The sequence below is a fragment of the Streptococcus sp. 5905 genome, assembly GCF_013276505.1.
Taxonomy (GTDB): Bacteria; Bacillota; Bacilli; order Lactobacillales; family Streptococcaceae; genus Streptococcus.
In genome coordinates, this window is sequence record NZ_VMLC01000005.1 from 32540 (window position 1) to 51220 (window position 18681).

The 18681-nt window shown below is 41.5% G+C and carries 16 protein-coding genes and 1 pseudogene; 11 read left to right on the top strand and 6 right to left on the bottom strand.

Annotation, left to right across the window (positions count from 1 at the left end; translation table 11 throughout):
• Positions 1-56 precede the first annotated feature (56 nt).
• The 3 genes from HT680_RS07935 to purB all read left to right on the top strand — a co-directional run bounded on the left by HT680_RS07935 (position 57) and on the right by purB (position 3567).
• Positions 57-1517, top strand: a complete 1461-nt coding sequence (locus HT680_RS07935) for an ATP-binding protein (protein ID WP_173259516.1) — start codon at positions 57-59, stop codon at positions 1515-1517.
• A gap of 4 nt (positions 1518-1521) precedes the next feature.
• A complete protein-coding gene (locus HT680_RS07940; protein ID WP_173259519.1) occupies positions 1522-2001 on the top strand; it encodes a hypothetical protein in 480 nt (159 codons plus the stop codon).
• 267 nt (positions 2002-2268) lie between these two features.
• Complete coding sequence (purB, locus tag HT680_RS07945) at positions 2269-3567, top strand: adenylosuccinate lyase (protein WP_173259521.1); 1299 nt, start codon at positions 2269-2271, stop codon at positions 3565-3567.
• 57 nt (positions 3568-3624) lie between these two features.
• Here purB and strH read toward each other — a convergent pair whose 3' ends face one another.
• Together strH and HT680_RS07955 are read right to left on the bottom strand one after the other, a co-directional pair.
• Positions 3625-7620 (bottom strand): LPXTG-anchored beta-N-acetylhexosaminidase StrH, encoded by a 3996-nt coding sequence (gene strH, locus HT680_RS07950; RefSeq protein WP_173259523.1) that lies wholly within the window; start codon positions 7618-7620, stop codon positions 3625-3627.
• A gap of 299 nt (positions 7621-7919) precedes the next feature.
• Positions 7920-8636, bottom strand: coding sequence for a GntR family transcriptional regulator (locus HT680_RS07955; protein ID WP_001007187.1), 717 nt, complete (start codon positions 8634-8636; stop codon positions 7920-7922).
• A 315-nt stretch (positions 8637-8951) separates the two neighbouring features.
• Here HT680_RS07955 and HT680_RS07960 point away from each other — a divergent pair, with 315 nt between their 5' ends.
• The 8 genes from HT680_RS07960 (at position 8952) to HT680_RS07995 (ending at position 16945) form a co-directional block, all read left to right on the top strand.
• Complete coding sequence (locus HT680_RS07960; RefSeq protein WP_173259525.1) at positions 8952-10739, top strand: beta-galactosidase family protein; 1788 nt, start codon at positions 8952-8954, stop codon at positions 10737-10739.
• The gene (locus HT680_RS07965; protein WP_000156959.1) at positions 10736-11212 is read left to right on the top strand and encodes a PTS system mannose/fructose/N-acetylgalactosamine-transporter subunit IIB; all 477 of its coding nucleotides are present in this window, start codon (positions 10736-10738) and stop codon (positions 11210-11212) included. The genes HT680_RS07960 and HT680_RS07965 overlap by 4 nt, the downstream gene beginning before the upstream one ends.
• A gap of 26 nt (positions 11213-11238) precedes the next feature.
• On the top strand, positions 11239-12144 hold the full coding sequence (locus HT680_RS07970) for a PTS mannose/fructose/sorbose/N-acetylgalactosamine transporter subunit IIC (protein WP_173259528.1): 906 nt from the start codon (positions 11239-11241) through the stop codon (positions 12142-12144).
• Positions 12131-12952 carry a PTS system mannose/fructose/sorbose family transporter subunit IID gene (locus tag HT680_RS07975; protein ID WP_000185284.1) on the top strand — a complete coding sequence of 274 codons (822 nt, stop codon included), beginning with the start codon at positions 12131-12133 and terminating at the stop codon, positions 12950-12952. Before HT680_RS07970 ends, HT680_RS07975 begins: the two co-directional genes overlap by 14 nt.
• Positions 12953-12955: 3 nt before the next feature.
• Complete coding sequence (locus HT680_RS07980; RefSeq protein WP_000045700.1) at positions 12956-13360, top strand: PTS sugar transporter subunit IIA; 405 nt, start codon at positions 12956-12958, stop codon at positions 13358-13360.
• A gap of 228 nt (positions 13361-13588) precedes the next feature.
• Complete coding sequence (locus tag HT680_RS07985) at positions 13589-14755, top strand: SIS domain-containing protein (protein WP_173259530.1); 1167 nt, start codon at positions 13589-13591, stop codon at positions 14753-14755.
• A 10-nt stretch (positions 14756-14765) separates the two neighbouring features.
• Positions 14766-15761 (top strand): tagatose-bisphosphate aldolase, encoded by a 996-nt coding sequence (lacD, locus tag HT680_RS07990; protein WP_173259532.1) that lies wholly within the window; start codon positions 14766-14768, stop codon positions 15759-15761.
• A gap of 146 nt (positions 15762-15907) precedes the next feature.
• Positions 15908-16945 carry an aldose epimerase family protein gene (locus HT680_RS07995; protein ID WP_173259534.1) on the top strand — a complete coding sequence of 346 codons (1038 nt, stop codon included), beginning with the start codon at positions 15908-15910 and terminating at the stop codon, positions 16943-16945.
• A 78-nt stretch (positions 16946-17023) separates the two neighbouring features.
• Here the strand turns inward: HT680_RS07995 and HT680_RS08000 are convergent, their stop codons facing one another.
• The 4 genes and pseudogenes from HT680_RS08000 to HT680_RS09250 form a co-directional block, all read right to left on the bottom strand.
• Positions 17024-17581, bottom strand: a complete 558-nt coding sequence (locus HT680_RS08000; RefSeq protein ID WP_173259536.1) for an SMI1/KNR4 family protein — start codon at positions 17579-17581, stop codon at positions 17024-17026.
• Between the two features lie 12 nt (positions 17582-17593).
• Positions 17594-18316, bottom strand: a complete 723-nt coding sequence (locus HT680_RS08005; RefSeq protein WP_173259538.1) for a DUF4241 domain-containing protein — start codon at positions 18314-18316, stop codon at positions 17594-17596.
• 96 nt (positions 18317-18412) lie between these two features.
• A pseudogene (locus HT680_RS09205) lies at positions 18413-18571 on the bottom strand (SMI1/KNR4 family protein); the annotation flags it as partial.
• Positions 18550-18681 carry a hypothetical protein gene (locus HT680_RS09250; RefSeq protein ID WP_275690370.1) on the bottom strand — a complete coding sequence of 44 codons (132 nt, stop codon included), beginning with the start codon at positions 18679-18681 and terminating at the stop codon, positions 18550-18552. The gene HT680_RS09250 and the pseudogene HT680_RS09205, both read right to left, overlap by 22 nt.

Sequence of the window (18681 nt, forward strand, 5' to 3'; positions counted from 1 at the left end):
CAACTTAATAAAAGATTTTATGCTGTTTGAGTTGTTTTTTTTGAAAGGAATACATAATGTCTGCAAAATTAAAAACGTTAATATTAGAAAATTTTAAAAGTTTTGATGGAAGGAGCAATTTTTTTGTTGAAGAATTGACAACTATTATTGGTTTAAATGCTTCGGGTAAATCCAATGTTATTGAAGCGCTTTCAATATTATCTATGGTTAGTAGAGATATATTAATTACAAATATTTTAAACAATACAAGTACAGTGGCCTTACCTATTAGGGGAGGAGCGCAAGGCTGTTTAAGAGGTAATAAGAAAACATTTGGTCTTGGGTGTACAATAGAAAAAGAAAATGGGAGTGTATTAGAGTATTTTATTAAATTTAAAGTCGAAAATAGTGATAGAGTTTTTGTAGATGAAGAGTCTCTCTTTGAGTTGCACATGAAAAAGCATGAGGATAAATCTCTCATATTTAAAACAATCAAAAGTAAAAATAGTATTGCAGATATTAATGTAGAATATGATAATAAAAAACGCGGGAAAAATCCTAGAATGATGATGGATAGAAGTCGTTCAATCTTATCACAATTAGATCGGAATCGTATTGATACGAGCACTCAATTAAATAATTTTTATGATTTTATTGAAAGTGCTAAAAAATCAGGGAAAGAAATAAATATTAATGAGTTCGATGAAATAAAGGAGATATCACGTAGCGAGAATACAATATTCAAAGAAATAGAGATTGTAAAAGAAGTATTAAAATCTATGTTCATATTGAATATTGATTCAAATAAGATTAGATCTTATACACGTAGAGATAATTCACGATTAACCTATGATGCCGGGAATCTATCTGCGGTTTTAGATAGATTATACATTGATGTTAAACGTTATCGTAAAATCAACCCATCTTCATCTATGATAGTAGACCGGATGACTATGAGTAAAAGAAAATGGGATAGTATATTAGATACTATCAGTGTGATACCTGAGTACAAGATTGTTGATTTGACCATTACTGTTACACCACTTCCTTATCGTGATGTTATTTTTACTTGTACGGAGCAAATAGAAGGAAAAGAAGTTAAAATCCCAGCGACATCTTTATCTGATGGGACAATCTCAGTTATTGCGATTACAACGGCTGTTGCAACATATCCTGAAAATTCTATTATTGTAATTGATGAGTTTGACAATGGTATTCATCATAGTAAGGCAATAAAATTTTTAGAGAAAATACAAAGAATTGCTCAAAAAAAGAATATTACTTTGGTATTAACTACACATAATACCACCTTATTAAATTCCTTACAAGGTAGAGATTATAAGGGGATTAACATAATATATAGGGAACAAAATACTAGTAATAGTAGTATATTAAGATTTGTAGATTTACAAAATTATGAGAAAGTAATAGCTACTGGAGGCATAGGTAATGCTGTTGCAAAAGATGGACTGCTTTCGTATATAGAGCAAGAAGAATATGAAATTGAGTTACCTAGTTGGTTGAGAGGTTTGGAATAGACTTATGAAAGAGACTAGATTTATTGATACTAGTATTTTATTGGAGATTTTAGAAGTTCCAGATAAATGTGAGGATCCTAAAAAATATCAAAAAGAATTTGCAGACTTTACTACACAATCACAGGCAAATGTGATTATGCCTATTTCTGTATTAGTCGAGACAGGGAATCATATTAATCATATTAAGTCGAATCCACAAGCAAAGGAAACATCGACTAAAAGATTTCTTGAAATTTTAAAATTATTTATCAATAGTGCTAACCCATGGTTTTTCTATGGATATGATTTTAATGCAGATGATATTGAGAGAGTGATAGAAAAATATCAAGAATTGAGATATACTGGTACAGGTATAGGAGATATATTCATTCTAGATTCCTATAATGAATATGTTTCTAAGTTGAAAGATGGAGGTAACCAAAATCACAAAATTGTGATATGGACTTTGGATAAACATTTGCAAGGTTATTGTGAAATACTCTAATTTCAAAATCATAACGGAATATGAGTATAGGATTTAGCCCAATTAGGATAGAATAAAATAGAAAGGAACAAGGGCATCGTATTCACTAAAACTGAATATGGGTTCCGGACTTCCTGATTGTAAACAAAGAAAGGAAACGGGTACCTAGTTTGCAGAACTGAACCCGGGCGGAAAGCTCGGAATTTAGATAAACCTCCTAGGACGTAAGCGTCCGTCGTTGGTTTCCTAAAATTCAGTCGCTTTCTAGTCGCCCTTGGTATCTTAATCATGATCAACCGTTACTCTCGCCCTGAGATGGCGAATATTTGGAGTGAAGAAAATAAATACCGTGCTTGGCTTGAGGTGGAAATCTTGGCTGATGAGGCATGGGCTGAGTTGGGAGAAATCCCTAAGGAAGATGTGGCTTTGATTCGCGAGAAGGCGGACTTTGACATCGACCGTATTTTGGAGATTGAGCAGGAGACGCGTCACGATGTGGTTGCCTTCACGCGTGCGGTTTCTGAGACGCTTGGTGAAGAGCGCAAGTGGGTTCACTATGGGTTGACTTCTACCGACGTGGTGGATACGGCCTATGGTTACCTTTACAAGCAGGCCAACGACATCATCCGTCGTGACCTTGAAAACTTCACAAACATCATCGCTGACAAGGCTAAGGAGCACAAGTTCACTATCATGATGGGTCGTACCCATGGTGTGCACGCTGAGCCGACAACTTTTGGTCTTAAATTGGCGACTTGGTACAGCGAAATGAAGCGCAACATCGAGCGTTTCGAGCATGCAGCTGCTGGTGTGGAAGCTGGTAAGATTTCTGGTGCGGTTGGTAACTTTGCCAATATCCCACCGTTTGTAGAACAATACGTCTGCGACAAGTTGGGTATCCGTGCTCAAGAAATCTCTACACAGGTGCTTCCTCGTGACCTTCACGCTGAGTACTTTGCAGTTCTTGCTAGCATCGCAACTTCAATCGAACGTATGGCGACTGAGATTCGTGGTCTGCAAAAGTCTGAGCAACGCGAAGTGGAAGAGTTCTTTGCCAAGGGGCAAAAGGGGTCTTCAGCAATGCCTCACAAACGCAACCCTATTGGTTCTGAGAACATGACAGGTCTTGCGCGTGTCATCCGTGGGCACATGATTACAGCTTATGAGAACGTCGCTCTCTGGCACGAACGTGATATCTCTCACTCATCAGCTGAGCGCATCATAACACCAGATACGACCATTTTGATCGACTACATGCTCAACCGTTTTGGAAATATCGTCAAGAACTTGACAGTCTTCCCAGAAAATATGATCCGCAACATGAACTCTACTTTTGGTCTGATCTTTAGCCAACGTGCCATGTTGACCTTGATTGAAAAAGGCATGACCCGTGAGCAAGCCTATGACTTGGTGCAACCAAAAACAGCCTATTCTTGGGACAATCAAGTGGACTTCAAACCACTTCTTGAAGCAGATCCAGAAGTGACTTCACGCCTGACTCAAGAGGAAATCGACGAAATCTTCAACCCAGCATACTACACCAAACGAGTGGATGATATCTTTGAACGTATCGGACTTGGTGATTAATCCTAACAATAAAAAGCGAGATTCAATCTCGCTTTTTTGTATGCTTATCGAAGGGGGTTAATCTTCTTTTCTCTTAGTGAGCCCGTAGGCTGCTAGTGTGGCCATGAGTCCTACTGCGACCAAGCCTGCAGAGTCTTGGCTTCCTGTTGCAGGGAGTTGTTTTTCTTCTGCTTTGCTAGTAGTTGCTTCAGCTTGCTCAGCTTTCTCAACGGCAGTTCCGACTTCGACAACCTGAGCGACCGCTTCCTGCGATACCGCACTATTGACAAGGGTTCTTTCTTCCTTGCTATCAGCAGTAGTGCTAACAGAGTAGAAAATCGTACGGCGACCATTTACTCCAGCAACGACTACTTGCGTTTGTCCTTTTGGCAATTGAGGATTTTCACGTGTCACAGTAGTGAATGGAATTTCTTCTTCTTGGATATCCAGTCTTGGTTTTGTTTCTGCAGCTGGAGCAAGACCGTGTTCGTCTCCTACATGGGTTACAAGGGTTCCGACTTCAATAACTTGGGTCACTGCTTCTTGAGTCACAAGGCTATCTACAAGAGTTTTCACTTCCTTACCGTCAGCACTAGTGCTTACAGAGTAGTAATGACTGCGACGACCGTTAACACCTTCGGTAAGGACTTGAGTCTTCCCTTTGAGCAAGAGTGGATTTTCACGTGTCACGGTGGTGAAAGGAATCTCTTCCTCTTGGATGTCCAGTCTAGGTTTTGCCTCCGCGGCTGGGGCAAGACCGTGTTCATCCCCTTTGTGAGTAATAGGGGCACCGATTTCAACCACTTGGGTCACAGGTTCTTTGGTCACTTGGCTATCTAGAACTATTTCTGTTTGTTTCCCATTTTCAGTAAGAACAGAGATGTAATGGGTGCGTTCGCCCTCTACACCTGGTGTGATGATCTTTTTCTGACCAGCTGGGAGATTCGGATTTTCCTTCTTGATGACCTCAAATGGAATCTTTTCTGCTCTTGTGATGAGTTCCGGTTTGCTTTCAACATTGGCAGCTAGTTCATTTTCATCGAGGCTTCCTGAGTGAGTTGCCGCTGGCTTTAGGCCTAGGCGGGCTGCCTTGAGTTTGGCTACGAGAGCGTCTAACTCGGCTTGTTTGTTACGGTTGAGGTTGTAGTTGAGAGCTTCTTTAGCTACATTTAGAGCGTCCAAGCTTTCCTTGCTGTATCCATCCAAGTTTGCAGGGATTTGAGCAAGTTCCTCACGGAGTGCATTGTAGTTAGCGCGGAAGTAGTCTTTGTTATGGTCTGCAAAGGCAGTCATGAGTTCAAAGATTTCTTCTTCCTTGTACTCAGCACTTGGTTTGTCTGCCCAGATAGCAAGCATGCTTCCAACTGTTGGAAGGTCTACCTCAGGATATTTGGTAGATGCAAGCTGGTTAAATGGTGTTTTTTTAGTGTTTTCAATTGCTTTTTTGAGGAAACCGCCACCATCTTCAGGTTTTTGGCCGAGAATGTAGTACCAGTCTCCGTTGGTGTTAAGGAATTTGTAGCCTTTGCTTGCCAGGTACTGAGGCGTTGCAAGGTTGTAACCCCACCATCCCTTAGACCAGTAAGAGATGATGACATCCTTGTCAAACTCAACATCATCCTTGTCTTCATAGTAGAAACCATCGTTGAAGGCCATTGGTTGAAGGCCTCTTTCTTTGGCCATGGCAGCAAGGGTGTTAGAGTACTCAGCAAATTTGCCATAGAGTCCATACCATTTGAGGTAGTACCAGCCTTGAGCGTTGGTGGCATCATTGGCATATTCGTCTGTACCGTAGTTGAAGATCTTTGTCTTGCCTGCAAAGAAGTCCATGTACTTGCCGATGAGGGCTTTGACAAAGTTCATCGCCTCTTCGTTTTCAAGGTCCATGGTTGTTTTAGAGACCTTGTCAAAGTTGGCTTGAGGATTCTTGATTCCAAGTTTTTCCATAGCGACGAGCATGGCATCCATGTGACCTGGGCTGTTGATTGCTGGGATGAGTCCGAGGCCTTTTGATTTTGCGTACTCGATCAATTCAGTGATTTCAGCTTGACTAAGAGTAGTTCCGTTTGGATCATCGTAGTAAGCTTTTGTTCCTTCGATGATGGCCTTTTTGACATCGTCACTTGCATAAGTTTTTCCGTTAGCTGTGATGGTCATGTCATCAAGGAGGAAGCGAAGTCCATCATTTCCTAGGAGAAGATGCACATCAGAGTAGCCGAGCTCGCTCGCCTTGTCTACGATGCGTTTGAGTTGGTCGAGCGTGAAGTACTTACGTCCGGCATCGATAGAGATTACCTTGTTCTTGGCAAGTTTTTCAACTTCGCGTTTCGCGTCTTCTTCTTTTTGAGCTTCTGGTGTGAAGGTCAAATTGCTTACAGCCTCTTGGAGTTTTGCGATTGCTTGATCAATGGTGTCTTGTTGAGCACGGCTGAGGTTGCTATCGAGTGAGCGAATGGTTTTTTCAGCTTCTTTTACAGCTGCGACACTTTCTGCAGTATAGCGGTTAAGGTCTGTTGGTACTTCTTTCAGAGCTTGCTCAGCAGACTCATAGTCAGCTGCGAAGTATTCAGCATTGGCATTTGCGAAGCTACGCATGAGTTTGAAGAGGCGTGATGGTGAATAGCGTGCAGATGGGGTATCCGCCCAAGCAGCTACCATACCACCGATGAATGGGATAGTAGCCCCATCAGATTTTGGTACAGAAGTGATTGGAGTGTTCTTGATACCATTGAGTCCTTGGTCGAGGTTGTACCAGCCTTGACCATCGGCATTTCGTCCGAGGACGTAGTACCAAGCATCGTTGGTGTTAAGGATTTGGTGGCCTTTTTCAACTAGAAGTTTAGAAGAAGCGACGTCGTATCCGCCCCATCCACCAGTCCACATTGAAACGATGATGTCTTTGTCAAAGGTTCCAAAGCTAGTATCACTATTGTAGTAGATACCATCGTTGAAGGCCATCGGTTTGAGTCCGTGAGATTTAACGATACGAGCAAGGTCATTGGCGTAGGCGATAAATTTTTCATATCCTCCTACAGGGTATCCTTCATTTGGATAGTATTTATCAGCCTGAAGAACGCTCCAGCCTTTAGCATCTGTAGCATCATTGGCGTACTCGTCTAGCCCGATGTTGAAGATGTCAGATTTGCCAGCGAAGTAAGCAGCATACTTGTCGATCAGAGCTTTGGTAAATGCAACAGCCTCCTTGTTATCAAGGTCAACGGTACGAGCAGATTCCTTACCAAAGTAGTTGAAGTTCGGTTTTTGGATGCCTAGTTCTTTCATGGCATGCAAAATCGCATCCATATGACCAGGGCTGTTTACAGTTGGGATGAGACCAATACCTTTATTTTTAGCATAGTTGATCAAGTCCGTCATCTGACTTTCTGTCAAATGGTTGCCGTTCGGATCCTTGTAGTAGGCATCGGTTCCGTTTTCGAGTGCACGTTTGACATCGTCACTTGCATAGGTTTTGCCATTGGCTGTGATCGTCATGTCGTCCAACATAAAACGCATGCCGTCATTTCCAACTAGTAAATGAAGATCAGTATAACCGTAGTGTTTGGCTTTGTCGATGATTTCTTTGAGTTGGTCTGGAGAGAAGTACTTGCGTCCAGCGTCGATTGAGATCATTTTTCTTTTTGCCAGTTTTTCATTTACCTGAGCTGCACGTTCCGTGCTAGGAGTGGCTACTGCAGGTGTGACGGCTTCATTTCTCTTGTCTTCGTCGGTTTTTACTGGTTCTGAGTTTTCTTCTGAAACAGGAGTAGCTTTTTCAGTGACTGGAGTCTCGTCAACTTTCTCTGCAACTGCTGGGGATTCAGTTTTTTTGACTGTTGGAGCGAGTGTGGCTGAGGCTTCCTTTGTCTCGACTGTTTCTTCAAGCTTGCTTTCAGTCGATGTTTCAGCAGTCTGTGGCTGTTCCTGAGCAGTTTGAGCTGCGCTTGGATTTTCTGGTGTTGGAGTGACGCTGTTGGCAGACACGACTTGGGTACCAAAAGCAAATCCTATGAGTACAGAAGCTGCTCCAATAGCGTACTTACGAATGGAGAAGCGCTGTTTCTTTTCTAGTTTCATGATAAAACCTCCCTGTTATTATATTGTATGATAGCGTTTACATAAAACTGTTTTTATTTTATTATCTAAGATATAAAAAGTCAAGTGGCTTTATGAAAGAACTATAATAAATGGAGGAAATCATAAGATTTAGGAAAAAATTGTAAAAAAACTAAAAACAAGGAAAATCTAGCCAATATTTAACTTGTTTTTAGTAAAAGCACTACTAATTAAAGAATTACCCTTCGTCATATGTTCATACTAAATGGTGCATGCTATAATGAACATAGAAAAAGCCTGAGCTAGGCTCAAGCTTTTTCTTAATGACCTCGATCACACGAGATGAATTTGATTTTGTAGTAGTCAGCTCGCTTATAAGTTTCACTATAGGCAAGGACTTGGCCAGTGGCTTCAAGTTTTGTAGTCTTTGTTTGGAAGACAGTTGGAAATTGTGTATCAATTCCCAACGTAGAAGCAGCATGCTCGGGTGTTGGGAACGCGATTTCGTTGATTTCCTCAAAATGCTCATCAGTCATGTGAATGCGGTAATCCAATTTAAAACGTTTATAGATAGAACTATAATAGTCAAGATTTGGATAGTTGGCATTGATATATTGTTCGGGAATATAAGAAGTGTGGTAGATATAGGTCACACCGTTAGTTTGACGTGTCCGTTCGATCTTGTAGTAGAACTGGTCTCCACGCAAACCAAGTTTTTCCAAATATTCAAGCTTATTTCCACGTTCGATAGAAAGGACAGTTACCTTATCGTCTTTTGTTTCAAAAATTTCTACGTCTGAAAACTCAACGAGTTTGTGCTTACGAGCGCGTGAAACAAAAGTTCCTTTTCCTTGTTGGCGGACAATATAGCCATCTTTGGCAAGGTCGTTCAAGGCACGAACAACTGTGATAGAACTGACATCATACATGGCGATCAACTCTGCTTCAGTATAAAACTTGTCTCCACTCGCAAATTGACCTGAGATGATTTTATTCTTGAGTTCGTCTTTAATATATTGGTATTTTGGAATAGCCATAATTGCACCTCAATTTTTTTCTTTCTCCTTCTTTGATTTTACCACAAACACAAAGAAAATAGTAGCATTTAGATGAAAAAATAACATAATACATTAAAAATATTATTTTGCACATATATAAAAGCACCATCAAAACAGAGGTCGTGCAAAAGCCCTCATTTCATGCTATTTTTAGACAATTTTGGTAAAAAAGAAGTAAAAAAATAGAAAAATTTTAAAGAATTTTCTAAAACCTATTGACAAATGCAAAAGATTTGATTATAGTTAATATTATAATAAATGAAAGCGCAAACTTAATTCGTCAGAGGTAATAACATGACAAGATTTAAAATTGAGGACGATTTCTATTTAGACGAAAAACCGTTCAAGATTTTGTCCGGCGCCATTCATTATTTTAGGATTCCAGCAGAGGATTGGTATCATTCCCTCTATAACTTAAAGGCGCTTGGCTTTAATACAGTCGAGACTTATGTGGCTTGGAATTTACACGAACCTGTTGAAGGGGAGTTTGATTTTGAAGGTGCCAGAAATTTGGAGAGATTTCTTCAAATTGCACAAGATTTGGGTCTCTATGCCATTGTACGCCCGTCTCCATTTATCTGTGCGGAATGGGAATTTGGTGGCTTGCCGGCTTGGCTCTTGACCAAGGACATGCGAATTCGCTCGTCTGACCCGGCCTACATCGAGGCTGTTGCTCGCTATTATGACCAATTATTGCCAAGGCTTGTACCTCGCTTGTTGGATAATGGCGGAAACATTCTCATGATGCAAGTCGAAAATGAATATGGCTCTTATGGAGAAGATAAGTCTTATCTGAGAGCGATTCGAAAATTGATGAAAGACCGAGGGATTGATTGCCCACTCTTTACTTCAGATGGTCCATGGAGGGCTACTCTGAAAGCCGGAACCTTGATCGAAGACGACCTCTTTGTGACAGGGAACTTCGGTTCTAAAGCTCCGTACAACTTTTCACAGATGCAAGAATTCTTTGATGAGTATGGCAAAAAATGGCCCCTCATGTGTATGGAATTCTGGGATGGTTGGTTCAACCGTTGGAAAGAACCCATCATCACACGTGATCCCAAAGAATTGGCAGAAGCTGTTCGAGAGGTATTGGAGCAAGGCTCTATCAACCTTTACATGTTCCATGGTGGCACAAACTTTGGTTTCATGAATGGTTGCTCGGCTCGAGGAACTCTGGATTTGCCACAAGTTACATCTTACGACTATGATGCCCTTCTCGATGAAGAAGGAAATCCAACTGCTAAATACCTGGCAGTCAAGAAGATGATGGCAACACACTTCCCAGAGTATCCACAGTTGGAACCACTCTATAAGGAAAGCATGGAAATGGAATCCATTCCACTAGTCGAAAAAGTTTCCTTGTTTGAAACCCTGGATAGTCTCTCTAGTCCTACTGAAAGCCTCTATCCAAAAGCGATGGAAGAACTTGGTCAAAGTTATGGCTACCTTCTCTATCGTACCGAAGCAAGTTGGGATGCAGAAGAGGAACGTCTACGTATCATCGATGGACGTGACCGAGCTCAACTCTATGTAGATAGTCAATGGATTGCTACTCAATACCAGACAGAGATTGGTGAAGATATCTACTGTCAAGGCAACCGAGAAGGCTTTTCAGAGATTGACATCTTGATCGAAAATATGGGGCGTGTCAACTACGGGCATAAGTTCTTGGCAGATACGCAGCGTAAAGGAATTCGAACAGGTGTCTGCAAGGATCTACATTTCTTACTGAATTGGAAACAATATCCACTGCCACTGGATAATCCTGAGAAAATTGATTTTTCAAAAGGATGGACAGAAGGACAACCAGCCTTTTACGCTTTCGACTTTACGGTCGAAGAGCCGAAGGATACCTACTTAGACTTGTCTGAGTTTGGTAAGGGAGTTGCCTTTGTCAACGGGCGTCACCTAGGACGTTTCTGGAATGTCGGCCCGACCCTCTCACTTTATATCCCTCATAGCTACCTCAAGCAAGGTGATAACCGCATCATCATCTTTGAAACTGAGGGTGAATATAAAGAAGAGATTCATTTAACTCGTAAACCTACACTAAAACACATAAAGGGGGAAAATTTATGACAATTGTAGGATGCCGTATCGATGGACGTTTGATCCACGGTCAAGTAGCCAATCTTTGGGCTGGAAAACTAAATGTTTCGCGCATTATGGTTGTAGACGATGAAGTCGTTAACAACGATATTGAAAAGAGCGGCTTGAAACTTGCGACACCACCAGGTGTGAAACTTAGTATCTTGCCAATTGAGAAAGCAGCAGCAAATATCCTTGCTGGTAAATACGATAGCCAACGTCTCTTTATCGTTGCACGTAAACCAGACCGTTTCCTTGGTTTGGTCGAAGCAGGTGTACCGCTTGAAACACTCAACGTCGGCAATATGTCTCAAACACCAGAAACTCGCTCTATCACACGTTCTATCAACGTGGTAGATAAGGATGTGGAAGACTTCCACAAACTTGCAGAAAAAGGTGTTAAACTCACTGCTCAAATGGTTCCAAATGATCCAGTTTCAGACTTTTTGAGCTTATTAAAATAGGAAAAAATTTTTAGGAGGTCATTGTTATGATACAATGGTGGCAAATTTTACTTCTCACTTTGTACTCAGCTTATCAAATCTGTGATGAGTTGACAATCGTTTCATCTGCAGGTTCCCCTGTATTCGCTGGTTTCATTACTGGTTTGATCATGGGAGATGTGACAACTGGTTTGTTTATCGGTGGTAGCTTGCAGTTGTTCGTTCTCGGTGTTGGTACCTTCGGTGGTGCTTCTCGTATTGACGCAACTTCTGGTGCGGTTCTTGCAACAGCATTCTCTATCTCTCAAGGTATTGATACAGACCTTGCGATTACAACAATCGCTGTACCAGTAGCAGCACTTTTGACATACTTCGACGTTCTTGGACGTATGACAACTACTTTCTTTGCACACCGTATTGATGCTGCAATCGAACGCTTTGACTACAAAGGTATCGAACGCAACTACCTACTTGGTGCGCTTCCATGGGCTCTTTCTCGTGCCCTTCCAGTATTCTTCGCTCTTGCTTTTGGTGGTGCTTTCGTACAATCAGTAGTAGACCTTGTTAAAGAATACCAATGGGTTGCAGACGGTTTGACACTTGCAGGTCGTATGCTTCCAGGTCTCGGATTTGCAATCTTGCTTCGTTACCTTCCAGTTAAACGTAACCTTCACTACCTTGCAATGGGATTCGGTTTGACAGCTATGTTGACTGTTCTTTACTCATATGTAACAGGTCTTGGTGGAGCTGTTGCGGGTATCCTTGGTACTCTACCTAAAGATGTTGCTGAAAAAATTGCTTTTGCGAATAACTTCAAAGGTTTGTCTATGATTGGTATTTCTATCGTAGGTATCTTCCTTGCAGTTGTTCACTTTAAGAACAGCCAAAAAGTAGCTGTAGCAGCACCTTCTACACCATCAGAAAGTGGGGAAATCGAAGATGACGAATTCTAATTACAAACTTACAAAAGAAGATTTTAATCAAATCAACAAACGTAGCTTGTTTACTTTCCAATTAGGTTGGAACTACGAACGTATGCAAGCTTCTGGTTACCTTTACATGATCTTGCCTCAATTGCGTAAAATGTATGGGGATGGAACTCCTGAATTGAAAGAAATGATGAAAGTTCATACTCAATTCTTCAATACTTCACCATTCTTCCACACAATTATCGCTGGTTTTGACCTTGCCATGGAAGAAAAAGATGGTGTGGGTTCAAAAGATGCCGTTAACGGTATCAAGACAGGTTTGATGGGACCATTTGCTCCTCTTGGAGATACAATCTTTGGTTCACTTGTACCTGCTATCATGGGATCTATCGCAGCAACTATGGCTATCGCTGGCCAACCATGGGGTATCTTCCTTTGGATCGCAGTTGCAGTTGCTTATGACATCTTCCGTTGGAAACAATTGGAATTTGCCTATAAAGAAGGGGTTAACCTTATCAACAACATGCAAAGTACCTTGACAGCTTTGATTGACGCTGCATCTGTACTTGGTGTCTTCATGATGGGTGCTCTTGTAGCAACAATGATCAACTTTGACATTTCTTACAAATTGCCAATCGGTGAAAAGATGATTGACTTCCAAGACATCTTGAACTCAATCTTCCCACGTTTGCTCCCAGCAATCTTTACTGCCTTTATCTTCTGGTTGCTTGGTAAGAAAGGTATGAACTCTACTAAAGCGATCGGTATCATTATCGTTCTTGCAGTAGGTCTTTCATTCATCGGTAAATTCTTGCTTGGAATGGGCGCATAATTTATGAGTAAATCATTAATTTTGGTGAGTCATGGTCGTTTCTGTGAAGAACTTAAAGGTAGCACAGAAATGATCATGGGTCCACAGGACAACATTCATGCAGTGGCTCTTCTTCCAGAAGATGGTCCAGAAGAATTTACTGCAAAATTTGAAGCTGCTATCGAAGGATTGGATGATTTCCTAGTCTTTGCGGACCTTCTCGGTGGTACACCATGTAACGTGGTAAGCCGTTTGATCATGGAAGGTCGCGACATTGAACTCTACGCAGGGATGAATCTTCCAATGGTGATTGAATTTATCAATGCAAGCCTTACAGGTGCAGATGCGGACTACAAGAGCCGTGCTGCAGAAAGCATCGTAAAAGTCAACGATTTGTTAGCGGGCTTCGATGATGACGAAGATGAATAAGATGTGACAACGTGAAAATCACAGGGAAAATAGGCGATAGGAGGATGGAGCGATGCTCCGACGATAATCGGTTTTTTTCCCCAAGATTTTAGTTGAAACTCAATTCAATAAGATGTGATAACGGCTAAATCGTTAGAACAGCTTGTATAGAATATACATGGGAATGGGAGTCAATCCCATTCCCATATTTTCAATAGGAATGAAACAACAATAGATTAGAGGAACTCTATGCTAAATTACACAAAAGAAGAATTGCTTGAACTGGGTGCAGAAATCACGACTCGTGAGATCTACCAACAGCCTGATGTATGGAAAGAAGCTTTTGAAGCCTATCAAGCGAAACGAGAAGAAATTGCAGCCTTTCTGCAAGGGATCGCTGATAAACATGACTATATTAAGGTCATCTTGACGGGTGCGGGTACTTCCGCTTATGTGGGAGATACCTTGGTGCCTTACTTTAAGGAAGTCTATGACGAACGCAAATGGAATTTCAATGCCATTGCGACAACAGATATTGTTGCCAACCCAGAAACCTATCTGAAAAAAGATGTGGCGACTGTTCTTGTTTCCTTTGCTCGTAGTGGAAATTCACCTGAAAGTGTGGCGACGGTTGATTTGGCTAAAGCCTTGGTTGACGACCTCTATCAAGTGACCATTACATGTGCTGCAGAAGGGAAATTAGCTCTTCAAGCTCATGGCGATGACCGCAATCTCTTACTCTTGCAACCAGCTGCTTCCAATGACGCTGGATTTGCCATGACTTCTAGCTTTACGTCCATGATGCTAACAGCTCTCTTGGTCTTTGATCCTACAGAATTTGCTGTGAAAGCTGAACGTTTTGAAGTTGTGACTAACCTTGCGCGTAAGGTTCTAGACAATGCAGCAGATGTTAAAGAGCTGGTTGACCTTGACTTTAACCGTGTTATCTACCTGGGCGCTGGTCCTTTCTTTGGACTTGCTCATGAAGCTCAGCTCAAGATTTTGGAATTAACAGCTGGTCAAGTGGCGACTATGTATGAAAGCCCAGTCGGCTTCCGTCACGGTCCAAAATCATTGATCAACGAAGATACCGTTGTTTTGGTCTTTGGCACAACGACAGACTACACTCGCAAGTACGACTTGGACTTGGTTCGTGAAGTGGCTGGTGACCAGATTGCTCGTCGTGTTGTGCTCTTGAGTGATCAAGCTTTTGGTCTTGAGAATGTCAAAGAAGTAGCCCTTGGTTGTGGCGGTGTCTTGAACGATATTTACCGTGTCTTCCCTTACATCGTTTATGCTCAACTCTTTGCCCTATTGACTTCACTCAAGGTAGAAAATAAACCAGATACACCGTCTCCTACAGGCACAGTAAACCGTGTGGTACAAGGTGTGATCATTCATGACTATCAAAAATAAGGAAGTGTCTATGAGTAAATTACAATTAAGTCCTAATAAAGTAGCCTGCTTGCAAAAACTCTCTGACGAGAACGGCATTATCTCAGCTCTTGCCTTTGACCAACGTGGTGCTTTGAAACGCCTCATGGCTCAGTACCAAACAGAAGAGCCAACAGTGGCTCAAATGGAAGAACTCAAAGTCTTGGTAGCAGATGAATTGACAAAATACGCATCCTCTATGCTTCTAGACCCTGAATATGGTCTTCCAGCTACAAAAGCGCTTGATGCCAATGCTGGCCTTCTCCTTGCTTATGAGAAAACTGGCTACGACACAACTAGCACCAAACGCTTGCCTGACTGCTTGGATGTTTGGTCTGCCAAACGCATCAAAGAACAAGGCGCTGACGCAGTCAAATTCTTGCTTTACTACGATGTAGACAGTTCTGACGAACTCAACCAACAAAAACAAGCCTACATCGAACGCATTGGTTCTGAGTGTGTGGCAGAAGACATTCCATTCTTCCTTGAAATCCTTGCTTACGATGAAAAAATCGCTGACGCAGGTTCTGCAGAATACGCAAAAGTGAAACCACACAAGGTTATCGGTGCTATGAAGGTCTTCTCAGACCCACGCTTCAACATTGATGTTTTGAAAGTGGAAGTTCCAGTCAACGTCAAATACGTTGAAGGCTTTGGCGATGGTAAAATCGTTCATACACGCGAAGAAGCAGCAGCCTTCTTTAAAGCACAAGATGAAGCAACTAACTTGCCATACATCTACTTGAGTGCAGGAGTGTCAGCAAAACTCTTCCAAGAAACACTTGTCTTTGCTCATGAATCAGGCGCAAACTTTAACGGTGTTCTTTGCGGACGTGCAACATGGGCAGGATCAGTTGAAGCCTACATCAAAGACGGTGAAGCAGCAGCTCGTGAATGGCTACGCACAACTGGATTTGAGAACATTGACGAACTCAACAAAGTTCTCCAAACCACAGCGACTTCATGGACTGAACGTGTGGAAGCATAAAACAAGTATAGAAGAACCCCTTTTTGTTAAGAAGATACTTAAGGTTTTCTGACAAAGGATTCTGAAAATAGAAACTACAACCATAGATGGTGAATACACTCTCTATGGTTTGTTTACTTAAGAGAAATGAGTCAAAGGAGAGAAGAATGAAAGCATACACAGAGCGTGTATTTGGAAATCATGAGGGCAAGGATGTCTTGGTCTATCGCTTTGAGACTGAGGCAGGTTATCAGCTAGAGGTCATGACTTATGGTGCGACCATCTTGCGCTATGTCACACCTGACAAGGCTGGAAATTTTGCCAATGTTATCTTGGGCTTTGATGATTTTGATAGCTATGTAGGCAATAGTCCCAAGCATGGAGCAAGTGTAGGTCCTGTAGCGGGCCGTATTGCAGGTGCGACATTTGAGCTCAATGGTAAGACCTACAATCTTGAAGTCAACAATGCCAGCAACTGTAACCATAGTGGTTCAACAGGTTGGGATTCGAGCTTGTTTGAATTGGTCGAGGTGAGCGACCATGGCTTGACTCTCTACACAGAGCGTACAGACGGGACAGGAGGATTTCCTGGTAATCTCAAGATCTGGATCAGCTATCACTTGGAAGAGACTGGTGCTTACGAAGTCAGCTACAAGGTAACGACTGATCAGGATACGCTTGTCAATCCAACCAACCACAGCTACTTCAACTTGTCTGGTGATTTTACGCAGACAATTGACCGCCATGTCTTCCAGCTAAATACGGAGGGCATTTACCCAATTGCTCCGGACGGTGTTCCGGCTAAGACCCCAGACGCTACTCGTGATGTGGTTAAACATATCTACAATGGTGCTTTGTTGAAGGACATCTTTGCAGAGGAAGATGAGCAAATCCAGCTGGTATCTGGTTTGGATCACCCATTTGCTCTTCCTGCCGGTCATGACAATGCTGGTTTCCTTTATGACCAAAACTCAGGTCGTTTCCTGCTGTTCAAGACAGAGGCCCCTTGCTTTGTGGTCTACACAGCAAACTTTGTGGATGAGAGTGTGCTCATAGCTGGTCAGCCAATGGTACAGCACAATGGGATTGCCCTTGAAGCGCAAGCTTTACCAGATGCCATTCACAGCGACCTCAAAGACCAAGTCATTCTCAAAGCAGGGGAAACTTTCACCAGCAAAACTCGTTACGAGCTTGTTGTTAAATAAAAAGAAGAGCTGGTTTCCAGCTCTTTTGAGTTTCGTGCTATTGTGATGACATTTGAGATAACTTTACTAGTCCAAGGCTTATTTTCCTTTTTTCTGTTTCTCGATTCTCTCTAACATTCTGTTTTTACGCTCCTCCAGTTCTTGGATTTGCTTGAGTAAAAGATCTGAAAAGTCACTATCGAGCTCTTCAGCCTCTCCACTACTATACCAATCTAAGGCGACAATGTGATTATTTTTATCAAAGCAGAAAATCACATCTCCATCACCGATGATAGACAGAAAAGGGATATAATCTACAAAGCCAAGTTCATGTAATTCTTTGGTCTTCAGTCGAATATCTAGAAAGTCAGGAATCCCATTTGCAATACCATAGACTTTAATACCACGGCAAAATGTCCAAAATGGTGCCACATCAAATGCTTTAGCTCTAGGCCACAGTTCCTCCCTGACTTCCATATAGAGTCCGCCTAGGGATGACATGGTAAATTCTTTAAAGTCGTCTGGAAGACTGATTTGATACAGTTTTTCAAAATCTTCTATATCCTGTTCGGAGGGTTCATTTCCCATGCAGGCTACAACTTGGTAGGTTTTAGAATCATAATGATGAAAATAATCATAGACTTTTTCTAGTGACATGACTACACCTTTCTATCCTAGGTAAATATATTCGACAACCAAATCACAAAGCTGATTATCCTTATCATAGCCAAAGTAGACGGGATAGACTCCGTCTCCAAAACCTGATTGGATCATCGGAATGCTTAGGTCAGTGTTGGGGATTTTAAAATTAATCCAATCCCCACCCTCACGTTGATAAAGGGGATTGTCTATGGCATTTTGAGCAAAAACTGCTGCAAAGAAATCATCGTAGATATTTTTGTCAGGATTTTCTTTATACCAATTATCTTCAAAATCGCAGTAGGCATTCTTGGTTTCAACATCTACTATCGTTGCCAGACCTGCATCAACTGCAAATCCAAAATAAGAGTCTTTTTCAACAGTGTCTATATCTTCATCACCAGTCAGTGCTTCATAGTAGATGACTGGTACTTGATCTGTAAATTGGATTCTCGTTGCTACATACCTGTAGTGATCTTCTTCTAACTTGGCTACTAAGGTTTTTATTCTATATGTTCCTTTGGGAACAGATTGTAAGTAGGGTTTTTCCTCTCTACGGAGCCAGACCAAAGGATCGCGAACCAGAATTTCTCCGCTAGGGAAAGTCACTTCCCCCATATCCAAAACAAAAATTTCTGCACCCTGTATTTCTTTCCTCTCAAAATACTCTGCATAATTGACAGACGAAGTGAGCAGGTGTTTTATTTCTTGGTATTTCTGTAACCACTCTTGTGAAGTTTGTATTTTTTCCATAAACGGTTTCTTTCTAAATCTTTTATTTTAGGTTGGTACTTTCTGAGTTAGAGAATTGTGTACTCATTATACATTTTCCTACACAAAGGATGCATTTTATGCTTTTATTTCCCTAATGATCGAAAAAATTAGGTCTTTAAGATTTTCTGCCACATACACAACTTCATCAGGATCATGAATATAGCAAAGAATCTGACCTTCTTTTCCTTCTTTGTCAGGATCAAAATCCAGCATCAGGAAACAACTGTCACAATATCCCATCCCTTTGAAAAATACTCATCTAGTGCGGGTATATTTCCCTTTATAATATCATCTACAATTTGTGGAACAGATTTAAAATTTCCTATATCTTTTAATTTGACCAT